The following is an 11834-nucleotide window of genomic DNA, read 5'->3' as shown; positions in this document are numbered from 1 at the left end:
ATCTACCTGCTGTCCGCCGGTGTCCGGATCTATCGGTCGGATCACTGGCTGCAGTCGCTGCCGAACGCCGAATTCGCCGCCGCGGTCGGCACCTGCAAGGGCCTGCTGTTCGCGCTCGTCACCGCGATCCTGTTCTTCATGTCCAGCCTGCGCGCGCCGCTGCGGCGACGGCGGGCGAGCGCCGCGTGAAACTCCGCTCGTCGCCGGTGCGCTGGGTCGTGCTGGCGCGCGATGCCGCGGAGGACCTGGCAATGGAAGCCGAGTTCAGGGCGCAACACCTCGCCGAGTGGTATGCCTCGCGCAGGATCGTCGCTGTGCCAGCCGAGATGATGCATGCCGATGCGCGGCCGGCCATCCTCGTGCCGGTAGGGCGACGGGCTGCGGCTGCGCGACTGGATCAGCTCGATCTGCAGCTCGCCGCGGTACGACGGCGCGACGTCCATCGTCGCCGTGCCACGGCGGCGTCCGCGGATCGTCGCCTTGCGGAACGCGGTCCACGGTCCGATGCCGGCGCAGGCGGCCCAGTGGGCGATGCCCGCCGCCAGATCGTCCACCCCGTAGGCGACCTGGCGGATCGGTGATTGCGCGTGCGGCGTCATGACGCTCCCCGGCGAGACGGCGGCACTACAGCAAGCCGCACGGCGCCCGGCTTGCGCCGAACCGGACGAACAGGCGACGCGCGCGCCGTTCCGCTCAGGCGCCGCCGTAGACGCTGGCGAGCCCCTGCGGCTGGCGCCGGAAGCGCTTGTAGCCCCACCAGTACTGTTCGGGACAGGTGCGCAGGCAGCGTTCCAGGCCGCGATTCATCGCCGCGGTCGCGATTTCGACATCGGCGTTGGCAATGTCCGGCGGCGCATCGAGGAAATGCGCGATGAAGCCGCCGGCCTGGGGCAGGCGCTCGCCGAACAGGTAGACGACCGGCGCGCCGGATTCGTGCGCGAGCCTGGCGACCAGCGTCGGCGTATGCGCCGGCACGCCCATGAACGGCACGAACACGCCGCGGCCCGGCGGCGGGTCATGGTCCGGCATGAAATAGACGCCGAGCCCTTCGCGCAGCAGCTGCAGCGACTGCTGGCGCACGCCGGCCTGGGTGATGCGCAGCTGGCCGCCGAAGCGCCGGCGGCCGCGGATCGACAGCGCGTTGAGCGCGCCGCGCTGCGGCTTGTACAGGCCGCAGAAGGGAAAGCGCGCCGACATCGGGATCGCCACCGCCTCGAACGCGCCCTGGTGCAGGGTCAGCAGGATCACGCCCTTGCCCTGCGCGAAGGCGCGCTCCAGCACCTCGAGGCCGCGCCACTCCTTCACCGCGTCCTTGACCGCCTGGGCGGGGCCCAGCCAGATGCGCAGCGTCTCGATGTAGGTGGTGAACTCGTGCCGCAGGGAGGCGCGCGCGATGCGCTCGCGTTCGGCGCCGGAGAGCTCCGGCATGCAGCGTTCGAGATTGCGCAGGGCGACGCGGCGGCGGCCCGAGTTGCCGGTCCAGGACAGCCAGCCGACCAGCGCGCCGAGCGCCTGCAGGACGGACAGCGGCAGCTGTCCGAGGACGATGAGAAGAATGCGCACGGCCTGTCCTCGGGAAAGTGGAGCACAAGCCGTCATCCGGGGACCGAGAGCCTGCGGCGTGCATCATGCCATCGCGCCGGCCGCCGCGCCGGCCGCCGGTGCGAGCCGCGCCTCAGCCGCCGGCGCGGCCGTGCTGGCGTTCGACCCAGGCCGGATGGCGCACGAGGATGCGCGGGTCCTTGTAGCGCCACAGATCGCGCAGCAGCGTGCCGAGCTCGTGCAGCTGCAGGAAGAAGGGATTGTTCGAGCGCGGCTGGCGCTCGGTGACGCCGTAGACGATGGGCCCGGCGTCGCGCTCGCTGCGGAAAGTGCCGAACAGCCGGTCCCAGACGATGAGCACGCCGCCGAAGTTGCGGTCGATCTGCAGCGGGTTCGAGCCGTGGTGCACGCGATGATGCGAGGGCGTGTTGAGCACGGCGCCGAAGCGGTCGAGCAGGCTCGGCGTCTCGGTGTGCAGGAAGAACTGATAGAGCAGGTTGAGCTCCAGCGCGACGATCGCCCAGGTCTTGTCGAAGCCGACCAGGGCGATGGCGACGGCGATGATCATCGTGCCGCCGTTGAAGATCACCAGGTAGTTCTGGCGCAGCGCCGTCGAGTAGTTCATGCGCTGCGACGAATGGTGAACGGCGTGCGAGGTCCAGAACCAGCGCACCTTGTGCCAGACCAGGTGCGCCAGGTAGAACGCGAAGTCGCTGACCAGGAAGATCAGCAGCACGCTGCCGGCGATGCTCCAGAAGCCGCTGCCGGGCCGGTACTGCAGGCCGTGCGGGTAGACCAGGTCGTAGAACGCGCTGCCGACCAGGGCGACGACGACGCCGTCGACGACCTTGTAAGTGAAGCCCATGGTCATGTTCGACAGCGTGTCCTTCAGCTCGTAGGCCTCGCTGCGGCCCTTGCGCTTCCAGTACCAGGCTTCGGCCGCGATCACCGCGACGAAGATCAGGCCGGCGAAGAGGATGAACGACAGCGCGTGCAAGACGTCCTGCATAAAAAGCTCCGCGGCGCCGGGCGCCCGCTGATTCGATGCCGCATCTTCGCGCCGCGGCGCCGGCACGTCTTGACGCGCTGCCCGCGTTTTTGACATTTTCCGCCAACATTCACGACCGCGGAGGCGCGCGTGGCCGACAGCGGCGTCTACGTTTCCGCGGCGCTCGCCGAGCTGCTCCTGCGGTATCTGGACGAGTTGCGGCTCGACGCGCCGGCGCTGCGCGACGAGCTGGCGTCGTTCGCCGGGTTGCAGCGCATGCCGGTCGAGAGCTGGTGGTCGCTGCTGCGGCGCATCGACGAACTGCAGCCGCGCACGGCGACGGGCCTGGCGATCGGCCGGCTCGCGCGCCCGCACCACGTCGGCGTGCTCGGTTATCTCGCCATGTCCTGCGCGACCCTGGGCCAGGCCCTGCAGCGTTTCCAGCGCTTCCAGCCGCTGCTGCACAACCTGACGCCGACCCGGGCGGCGCAAAGGAGCGGCGCGTTCGAACTGAGCTGGGATCCGTCGTACGGCCGTTCGACGCGGCTGTCCGACGAAGTGCTGGTCTCGGCGATGCTGACGCTGGCGCGCCAGCTCACCGGCCGTGCCGATCTGCGCCTGCGCGGCGTCGAATTTCCGGGGCCGGCGCCGGCCGACGTCGCCGCGCACGAACGCCTGCTCGAATGTCCGCTGCGCTTCGACGCGCGCACGCTGGTCGTGCTGCTGCCGCTCGAAGCGCTGGCGCTGCCGATCAACACGCGCGATCCGCACCTCATGGCATTGCTCGAACAGCAGGCCGAGGCCCTGCTGCGCGCCTCGCCGCAGCCGGACGCGCTGATGACGGCCCTGCAGCGGGCGATCGTCGACGCGCTGCAGGAGGGCGAACCGGCCTTCGAGACGATCGCCGCCAGGCTCGGCGTGCCTTCGCGCTCGCTGTACCGCCGCCTGCAGGAGCGCGGCCTGAGCTACAAGGGCGTGCTCAACGACACACGCCTGCAACTGGCGCGCGCCTATCTCGCCGACGCCAAGCTGCGCCTGCCGGAGATCGCCCTGTTGCTCGGCTATTCCGAGCAGAGCGCGTTTTCGCGCGCCTTCAAGAGCTGGAGCGGCGTGACGCCGCTGCGCTATCGCCGGCAGCGCCTCAGCTGACGCTTTCCGCGCTGTAGCGCGCGAGCAGGCCGCTGCGCACCGCCTTGCGGTGCACGGCGGCGAAGCACCAGCCGGCGGCGACGATCTGCACGATGGCGAGCGCCAGGCCAACGAGCAGCGAAGCCGCCGAGAAGCCGTGGCCGGCGACGATCGCGCGCATGCCCTCGAACACGTACGAGGGCGGCAGCAGATGCCCGACCCACTGCATCCACGCCGGCAGGGTCGACAGCGGATAGAACACGCCGGCGAACGGCGACAGCAGCGCCGGGATCGGCCACACCAGCCATTCCGACGCCGGCCCGAGGCGCAGCACCATGGCGCTGGCGAGGACGCCGAGCGCGATGCCGAACAGGAACAGCACCAGCAGGAAGGGCAGCAGCATCAGGCCGTAACTGAAGAACGAGAAGCCGAACACGCCGGTCGCCAGCAGCAGCATGGCGGCGAGGCCGACCACGCTGGTGGCGACGCTGGTGATGACCAGGCCGCTGACGTACTCGGCTATCGACAGCGGCGTGGCGAAGATGTTGAGGAAGTTGCGCGACCACACGTCCTCGAAGAAGGCGGTGGTCACGCCCTGCATGACGCGCGAGAAGAAATCCCAGAGCAGCACGGCGCCGAGCAGGGTCGGCACGAAGTTCACGCCGGGCGTGCCGAGCGAGTTCAGGTAGCGCGTGATGAAGCCCCACAGCACGATGTCGATCGCCACCCAGGCGAAAGTCGGCAGCAGGCGCGTCGGGCTGCCGCGCATCAGGTAGTACTGGCGCAGCACGACGCCGGCGATGTGGCGTCCGTTCAGGCCGCAGCGGAGCGACGGGCTCATGCGCGATGCTCGGCGAAGGCGAGCGGCTCGCGCGCCACATGAATGAACAATTCCTCGAGGTTGCCGACGCCGTGTTCGGCCGGCAGGCGGCGCGGGTCTCCGGAAAGCAGCACGCGGCCGCGCGAGACGATCAGCACGTGGTCGCAGACTTCCTCGACCTCGTACATGTTGTGCGAGGTCCACAGGATGCCGCTGTCGCCGCCGGTGGCGATGTCGCGGATCAGGCGGCGGATGTCGCGTGCGCTGGCCGGGTCGATCGATGCTGTCGGCTCGTCGAGCAGCAGCAGGCGCGGCGCATTGAGCATGGCCTTGGCGAGGCACACGCGGGTCTGCTCGCCGGACGACAGCAGACCGCATTTGGTGTTGCGGAAGCGCACGAGACCGAAGCGTTCGAGCAGGGTCTCGATGCGCGCATCGAGCTGCGTCACGTCGTAGATCAGGCCGAAGACCTTGAGGTTCTGCGCGACGGTCAGATTGCCGGGCAGCGGCGCATAGACGGCCGCGAAATTGGTCCGCGCCAGGGCCTGCGCGCGCTGCGTGCCGACGTCGCAGCCTTCGATCGAGATGCGGCCGGCGCTCGGCGCCAGCACCCCGAGGATCATGTTGATGGTCGTGGTCTTGCCGGCACCGTTCGGGCCGAGCAGGCCGACGATCTGGCCGGGCGCGACGTCGAAGGAAATGTCGTCGACGGCGAGCGTCGATCCGTACTGCTTGCGCAGGCCGCGGACGGCGAGCACGGCCGGTGCGGCGGGGGAGGCGGTCATGGGGCATGCTCGATGAAGCGGCGCGCCACGCGGGCGACGCCCTGGAGGGTTGCCTAATATATGAGGCTGCCGGCGCGGAATTCACTGCCGTGCCGGCAGCGCGATGCCGCTGGTGCGGGCGATTGTTTCGGCCGGATTCGTTCTGCTATGATTCGCGCCCCTGACGGCTCCCCCCTTGAAAGGGACCAGACGGGAACCTCCCGATGGTGGCCGTAGCTCAGTTGGTAGAGTCCCAGATTGTGATTCTGGTTGTCGCGGGTTCGAGCCCCGTCGGTCACCCCAGTTTCGTTTGAAACAGCGGGCTGTTAGCTCAATGGTAGAGCAGCTGACTCTTAATCAGTAGGTTCGGGGTTCGAGTCCCTGACAGCCCACCAAAAGAAAAAAGCCCGGCCACGCCGGGCTTTTTGCTATAAGAGCGCTCCACGCCAAGAGAGACAGGCATGCTGCAGAGTATCCGTGATCGCACCTCCGGCATCGTTGCCGGTTTCATCGTCGCCATCATCGTCGTGCCGTTCGCGTTCTGGGGTGTCGAGTCGTTCATGACCGGCGGCGGCGATCCGGTGGTCGCCAAGGTCGGCAGCGAGAAGATCAAGGATTCGCAATTCCGCCGCGCCTACGAGCAGCGCTACCAGCAGTACCTGCAGCTGATGGGCGACAACTTCCGCGCCGACCAGTTCGACCAGAACCGCTTCCGCCAGAGCGTCCTCGACGACATGACGCAGGAAGCGATGATGCGGCAGTACGCAAACAAGGCCGGTTATCGCGCCAACGACGCGCTGCTGTTCTCGCAGCTGTCGTCCTACCCGGTGTTCCAGAAGGACGGCAAGTTCGACACCGAGACCTACAAGGAAGCGCTCGCGCGCCAGCGCCTGTCGCCGCAGCGTTTCGAGGCGCAGCTGCGCGAATCGCTCGAGATCGACCAGATGCGCGAGGCGGTCGTCGACACGGCCTTCATGACCGCGACCGAGCGCCAGCAGCTGATGCAGATCGCCGGGCAGGAGCGCGAAGTCAGCTACGCGCGGTTCGATCTCGCCAAGTACGAGGCGCAGCTCACGGTGTCGGACGCCGACGCGCAGAAGCGTTACGAGGAGAGCAAGAGCCAGTACATGGCGCCGGAGCGCATCAAGCTCGCCTACGTCGAGCTGTCGCCGGACACGCTGCCCGCCGCGCCGGTGCCGGACAAGGACGTGCTCAAGGTGCTCTACGACGCCGAGAAGGACAGCCGCTTCACGACGCCGGAACAGCGCAGGGCCAGCCACATCCTGATCAATTTCGGCGCCGACAAGTCGGCCTCGGAGAAAAAGGCCGAGGATCTCGCCGCGCAGCTGAAGAACGGCGCCGACTTCGCGGCGCTGGCCAAGGCCAATTCCGATGACGCCGGTTCCAGGGCCAAGGGCGGCGATCTCGGCTGGCTGAAGCGCGGGCAGATGCCGGACAGCTTCGAGAAGGCGCTGTGGTCGCTGAAGTCGGGGGAGACCAGCGCGCCGGTCGAGACGGAATTCGGCTGGCACCTGATCCATGTCGACGAGGTCAAGCCGTCGACCGTCAAGCCGTTCGAGGATGCCGAAGTGCAGGCCGAGCTCATCGAGCTGTACCGCAACCGCGAGAAGCAGAAGCACTTCCAGGAGCTGAGCGACAAGCTCGAGCAGCTGGCCTTCGAAAACCCGGCCTCGCTCGACGTGGTCGCCAAGGAACTCGGCCTGCAGGTGCAGACCACCGACTGGTTCACGCGCACCGGCGGCGAAGGCCTGGCGGCGAACGATGCGGTCAAGGAAGCCGCGTTCTCGGCCGAAGTGCTGAAGGACGGCGAGAACAGCAAGCCGCTCGCCATCGGTGATGACAAGCTGGTGGTGATCCGCAAGGCCGAGTACGAGGCGCCGCGCCAGCGCAGCTTCGACGAGGTGGCCGCTGACATCCGCACGGCGCTGCGCGCCGAACAGGCCAAGGCCAAGGCCAAGGCCGATGCCGACGCGCTGCTCGCGGCCGTCAAGGGCGGCGAGACGCTGAGCGCCGCGGCGGGTGCGAAGGGCATCGAGATCAAGGACGTCGGCGCCCTGCGCCGCGACAATCGCGAGGCGGACCAGGCGCTGGTCGACGCCGTGTTCAAGATGCCGCGGCCGAAGGGCGACGTGCCGAGCTATGGCGAGGTCACGCTGGGCGACGGCAATGTCGCCGTCGTCGCGCTGCGCAAGGTCAGCGCGCCGGCCGCCGATAATCTGCCGCCGGAAGCCGGTGCGCAGTTCAACCAGCTCGCCGCCGGCGAGGAATTCCAGGCCTACCGCAGCTACGTGGCGAGCCAGGTCAAGGTGAAGATCGTCAATCCGCCGCAGGCCGAGACGCCGGCGTCGCCGGATCAGTAAGGAACCGGCGCCCGCACCGCCTCCTCACCCAACCCTCTCCTCCTGCGGAGGAAAGGGCTCGGTAACGGGCGCCAACCTCACGCTGCGTTGCCGCGGTGATTCCCTCTGCCCGCTTGCGGAGGGAGGAGTCGGGCGAGGCGGGGTGCCGCCTCAGCCCGGCGTCAGCTCGATGCAGTCGAAATGCACTTCGGGATTGACGTCGGCGTCGTAGTCCACGTCCTGGCGCGTGAAGCCGAACAGCTTGAGAAACTCCTGCTTGTAGCTCGCGTAGTCGGTGAGCTGGAACAGGTTCTCGGTCGTCACCTGCGGCCACAGGGTCTTGCAGGCGCCCTGCACGTCGTCGCGCAGCTCCCAGTCGTCGAGGCGCAAGCGCTGCTCCTCGTCGCTCTTCGGCGGCTGGCCGTCGGCGCGATACAGGTAGTCGCGGTACAGGCGGTTGAGCTGCTCGATCGTGCCCTCGTGCAGGCCTTTCTCCTTCATGACCTTGTAGACCATGGAGATGTACAGCGGCATCACCGGGATCGCCGCGCTGGCCTGCGTGACGACGGATTTCAGCACGGCGACGTTGGCGTGGCCGCCGCTGCTCTGCAGCTTGCGGTCGAGGCGCCGCGCGGTCGCGTCGAGATCGGCCTTGGCGCGGCCGAGCGCGCCGTGCCAGTAGATCGGCCAGGTGATCTCGGTGCCGATGTAGCTGAAGGCGACGGTGCGCGCGCCCGGGGCGAGCACGCCGGCGGCGGACAGCGCGTCGATCCACAGTTCCCAGTCCTGGCCGCCCATGACCGTCACGGTGTCCTCGATCTCCTGCTCGGTCGCCGGTTCGACGGAGGCCTGGATGATCGTGTCCTTGTTCGTGTCGATGGCGGTCGCCGTGTAGGTCTGGCCGATCGGCTTGAGCGCCGAGCGTTTCACTTCGCCGGTCGACGGCAGCTTGCGTACCGGCGAGGCGAGCGAGTAGACGACCAGATCGACCGTGCCGCCCATCTCGTTCCTGATCAGCTCGATGACCTTGGCGCGCGCCTCATCCGAGAAGGCGTCGCCGTTGATCGACTTGCTGTAGCGGCCCGCGGCCTTGGCGAACTTGTCGAAGGCCGCCGAGTTGTACCAGCCGGCGGTGCCGGCCTTCTTGTCGCTGCCGGGCTTCTCGAAGAACACGCCGAGGGTGTCGGCGCCGAAGCCGAACGCGGCGGTGATGCGCGCGGCCAGGCCGTAGCCGCTCGAGGCGCCGATCACCAGCACCTTCTTCGGGCCGTCCGTGCGTACGCCGCGCGCGCGTGTCGCTTCGATCTGTTCCTGCACGTTGCGCTCGCAGCCGAGCGGGTGCGTGGTGGTGCAGATGAAGCCGCGAACCTTCGGGTGGATGATCAACTTGCTGTCCTCGTCGGTCGGTGGGTTCGCGGATTCTACTGGCTATGGCGCCGTTAGCGGGTGGTCACACCGGCACATCGCGACATGCCGGACACGGGTCCAATGAAAAAGGCGCCGGTGTGCGCCGGCGCCTCGCATGGCCAGAACGAAACGATCTCAGGACGGCAGGAAGTTGATCGGATAGTTCGGGTAGGTGAACGGCGGCACGTCCTTCGGGCCGAAGTTCAGCAGCATCACGCGCTGGATCACCTTGCGCTCGAGATCCGGATCGCTGAACGTGCTCGACACCAGCTTGCAGTCGGTGACGCTGCCGTTCGGCGCGATCGTCAGGCTCACGACGATCTTGCCGGCGCTGATGTTCGGGTTCTCGCGCATCGCGCGATTGAAGATCGCGTAGAAGGCGCCCTTGTTGCGGTCGAAGGTCAGCTGGATCTCTTCAAGCGTGCGGCCCGGCAGCAGCTTGTCGCCGTTCTGGCCCGGCTTGGTCCGGTCGGGGCCGGCGCCTTTCGGCGCCTCGACCATCGTCGTGCGGCGCTGGCCGAGACCGGCGCCGGACTGCGTGCGCCGCTCGTCGCCGGTGCCGACCGCGCCGATGCCGCCGCTGCCGCGCGTGGCCGCGTCGGCGAAGGCCGCACTCGATCCGCCCGTCGCGCCGGTGCCGGCCTGCGCCGTCACGCGCTCGTTCGACAGCGGCCGGCTGGTGTCGAGCCCGCGCAGCGACTGATCGCGCAGCTCGGCGAGCTGGTCGGCCATCGCCAGCACGCCGGAGTTCTGCGCCACGGCGCGTGCCTGCGCCTGGCGTTCGGCCTCGGTCGGCTGCGGCGGCGCCTTCGGCTTGTCCTGCACCGGCTTTTCCGATTTCGCCTTCTGCTCTTCGGGCTTCTTGTTGTCCTCGGGCGAGGGCTTGGGCTCCTCGACCTTTTCGGCGACCGGCGCATCCGGAATGATGCTGACGTAGCGCTCCTCGATGGTCTCGCCGCCGCCGCGCTGCAGGCCGGTCAGGTGGATCAGCGGGATGACGATGCCGAGCACGACGAACAGCGCCAGCAGCGCGCCGGCGATGCGGCGGAAGCGGCGGTCGGCCTCGGCATTGATGTCCCAGCCGTCGAAAGCCGTCACGAAGGACGCATTCATGGCGTGCCTCCGCGCTTCTTCTCGAGCACCGCGAGCGAGATCTTCGCGAAGCGGGCCTCGGTGCAGGTCGCCATCACTTTCTTCAGCACTTCGTACGGGATGGCCTTGTCGGCCATGATGTTGACGTCGCCGCGCGTGACCGACGCCGCGTCCTGGCCCTCGACGCGCATCAGCGGCGCGCGCAGCAGCTCGGTCTTCAGCGCCGGCAGGAAGCCGTTGCCGACCGCTGCCGCGTCGTCGGTGCCCATCACGCGCACGTTGTCGACGAGGATGTCGTTCTTGGTGACGACGATCACCGTGGTCTGCTTCGGCTCTTCCTTGACCACCGACTTCGGCAGCTGCAGGGCCTGCGGGCTCGGCAGCACTTCGACGGCGAGGGCGTTGACGAGCAGGTAGAAGACGAGGATCGCGAAGATGTCGATCAGCGACACCACGTTCATCTCGACTTCGTGGCCGGCGATGCGCCACTTGCGGGCGGCGCGCTTGCCCATTCGCAGCCTCATGGCGCACCTCCCGGGGCGTCACCGAGCGAGACGTTCGGGAACATCTCGATCGGCAGGCCGGCGGCACGCGCCTCGGCCGGCGCGAAGCGTGCGACGTCCATGATCTTGATCAGGTCGTCGTACGGGATGTCGGCCTCGAGCAGCAGGGTCACGTTGTTCTCGCTGGGCGCCGCCTTCTTGACCTCGACCAGCAGATCGCCGAGCGCCTGCAGGTTGTAGCCTTCCGGCGTGTTGTCGAGATGGCGCAGCGCGCCGTTGCGGTCGGACACGTCGAGGCCGTTCTTGCGCAGCGTGATGGTCAGCTGCAGCGGCGGCTTGTCGGGTGCGGCCTGCTGGTCGGGCGAGGGCAGGTTGAGGTTGATGACGTTGAGCTTGGCGGCGGTGATCGACGAGCTGACGAGCAGGAAGAACACCAGCACGGCGAACACGTCGATCATCGACACGATGTTCAGCGATACCGCGCGCGCCCTCAGTCTCTGATGGCGTTCGAGGCGTCGCGTGCGACGGGATACTTTCATCCGGGTACTCCCGAAAAAGGGAGACCGACTACTTGCGCCCGACGGCGCTGACGAACTTGGCGCAGGCGGCTTCGAGGCTGTCCACGAGTTCGGTCGTCTTGGCCTGCAGCCAGGCGTGGACGATCAGCGTCGGGATCGCGACCATCAGGCCGAAGGCCGTGCAGTTCATGGCTTCGGAAATGCCGCGCGACAGCAGGTCCGCCTTCTCCGTCGGGTCGGCGTTGCCGAGCGCGGCGAAGGCGCCGATCAGGCCGATGACCGTGCCGAGCAGGCCGAGCAGCGTCGACATGTTGGAGAAGGTGGCGAGATAGTGCGTGCGCTTCTCGACCGCCGGCAGCACTTCCATCAGCGCTTCCTCGGTGGCCGTCTCGACTTCGTTGCGGTGCGGATCGACCTTGGCCTGCGCGGCGCCGGCGGCGACGATGCGCGCGACGGCGGCGTCGGAGCCGGAGGCGAGCTGCTCGGCGGTGGCGACGTCACCCTTGGCGAGCAGCGGCGACACATCCTTCCAGAGCTTGCGGTTCTCGCGCTCGATGCGGCCCAGGAACAGCCAGCGCTCGATGGCGATGGCGACGCTGAGCGCCAGCACGATCGCGATCGGATACATCATGAAGCCGCCCTTCTGGAAGAAGTGCAGGATGGTGACGAACAGGTCCATGTTGCTTCCCTCTGTGAAAACGTACAAAAGTGC

At 68.1% G+C, this 11834-nt stretch carries 12 protein-coding genes and 2 tRNA genes; 4 read left to right on the top strand and 10 right to left on the bottom strand.

The annotated features are described in order from the left end of the window. Nucleotides 1-41 precede the first annotated feature (41 nt). From K344_RS23160 to K344_RS0115610, 3 genes are all read right to left on the bottom strand, one after another. Complete coding sequence (locus tag K344_RS23160) at nt 42-599, bottom strand: VOC family protein (protein ID WP_051362298.1); 558 nt, start codon at nt 597-599, stop codon at nt 42-44. Nucleotides 600-693: 94 nt separating this feature from the next. Continuing rightward, nucleotides 694-1563: a lysophospholipid acyltransferase family protein gene (locus tag K344_RS22045; RefSeq protein ID WP_043114700.1), complete on the bottom strand. Its 870-nt coding sequence runs from the start codon at nt 1561-1563 to the stop codon at nt 694-696. A gap of 112 nt (nt 1564-1675) precedes the next feature. After that, entirely contained in the window at nt 1676-2551 is an 876-nt protein-coding gene (locus tag K344_RS0115610; RefSeq protein ID WP_028081451.1) for a sterol desaturase family protein, read from the bottom strand. A 129-nt stretch (nt 2552-2680) separates the two neighbouring features. On the opposite strand from K344_RS0115610, the gene K344_RS0115605 reads away from it, so the two are divergent. Further along, on the top strand, nt 2681-3679 hold the full coding sequence (locus tag K344_RS0115605) for an AraC family transcriptional regulator (protein ID WP_028081450.1): 999 nt from the start codon (nt 2681-2683) through the stop codon (nt 3677-3679). Here K344_RS0115605 and K344_RS0115600 read toward each other — a convergent pair. Together K344_RS0115600 and K344_RS0115595 are read right to left on the bottom strand one after the other, a co-directional pair. Beyond that, the gene (locus K344_RS0115600; RefSeq protein ID WP_051362296.1) at nt 3672-4499 is read right to left on the bottom strand and encodes an ABC transporter permease; all 828 of its coding nucleotides are present in this window, start codon (nt 4497-4499) and stop codon (nt 3672-3674) included. The genes K344_RS0115605 and K344_RS0115600 overlap by 8 nt on opposite strands. Beyond that, complete coding sequence (locus tag K344_RS0115595; RefSeq protein ID WP_028081448.1) at nt 4496-5263, bottom strand: ABC transporter ATP-binding protein; 768 nt, start codon at nt 5261-5263, stop codon at nt 4496-4498. The genes K344_RS0115600 and K344_RS0115595 overlap by 4 nt, the downstream gene beginning before the upstream one ends. A 206-nt stretch (nt 5264-5469) precedes the next feature. Here K344_RS0115595 and K344_RS0115590 point away from each other — a divergent pair. From K344_RS0115590 to K344_RS0115580, 3 genes are all read left to right on the top strand, one after another. Beyond that, nucleotides 5470-5545: transfer RNA gene (locus K344_RS0115590), tRNA-His, on the top strand. A gap of 17 nt (nt 5546-5562) precedes the next feature. Then, nucleotides 5563-5637: transfer RNA gene (locus tag K344_RS0115585), tRNA-Lys, on the top strand. A 66-nt stretch (nt 5638-5703) separates the two neighbouring features. Further along, the gene (locus tag K344_RS0115580) at nt 5704-7623 is read left to right on the top strand and encodes a SurA N-terminal domain-containing protein (RefSeq protein ID WP_028081447.1); all 1920 of its coding nucleotides are present in this window, start codon (nt 5704-5706) and stop codon (nt 7621-7623) included. 150 nt (nt 7624-7773) lie between these two features. On the opposite strand, the gene fabV is transcribed toward K344_RS0115580, so the two are convergent. The 5 genes from fabV to K344_RS0115555 form a co-directional block, all read right to left on the bottom strand. Beyond that, nucleotides 7774-8988 (bottom strand): enoyl-ACP reductase FabV, encoded by a 1215-nt coding sequence (fabV, locus tag K344_RS0115575; protein ID WP_028081446.1) that lies wholly within the window; start codon nt 8986-8988, stop codon nt 7774-7776. A gap of 156 nt (nt 8989-9144) precedes the next feature. Beyond that, on the bottom strand, nt 9145-10122 hold the full coding sequence (locus K344_RS0115570; protein WP_028081445.1) for an AgmX/PglI C-terminal domain-containing protein: 978 nt from the start codon (nt 10120-10122) through the stop codon (nt 9145-9147). Continuing rightward, nucleotides 10119-10625, bottom strand: a complete 507-nt coding sequence (locus K344_RS0115565; protein WP_245586241.1) for an ExbD/TolR family protein — start codon at nt 10623-10625, stop codon at nt 10119-10121. Before K344_RS0115565 ends, K344_RS0115570 begins: the two co-directional genes overlap by 4 nt. Further along, the gene (locus K344_RS0115560) at nt 10622-11143 is read right to left on the bottom strand and encodes an ExbD/TolR family protein (RefSeq protein ID WP_245586240.1); all 522 of its coding nucleotides are present in this window, start codon (nt 11141-11143) and stop codon (nt 10622-10624) included. The genes K344_RS0115565 and K344_RS0115560 overlap by 4 nt, the downstream gene beginning before the upstream one ends. 28 nt (nt 11144-11171) lie before the next feature. Then, the gene (locus K344_RS0115555; RefSeq protein ID WP_028081442.1) at nt 11172-11801 is read right to left on the bottom strand and encodes a MotA/TolQ/ExbB proton channel family protein; all 630 of its coding nucleotides are present in this window, start codon (nt 11799-11801) and stop codon (nt 11172-11174) included. Between the last annotated feature and the right edge of the window lie 33 nt (nt 11802-11834).

This window comes from Solimonas soli DSM 21787, assembly GCF_000474945.1.
Classification (GTDB): Bacteria; Pseudomonadota; Gammaproteobacteria; order Nevskiales; family Nevskiaceae; genus Solimonas; species Solimonas soli.
The sequence above is the reverse complement of the archived record's forward strand: the minus strand, read 5'-3'. Positions and strand labels throughout refer to the sequence as shown.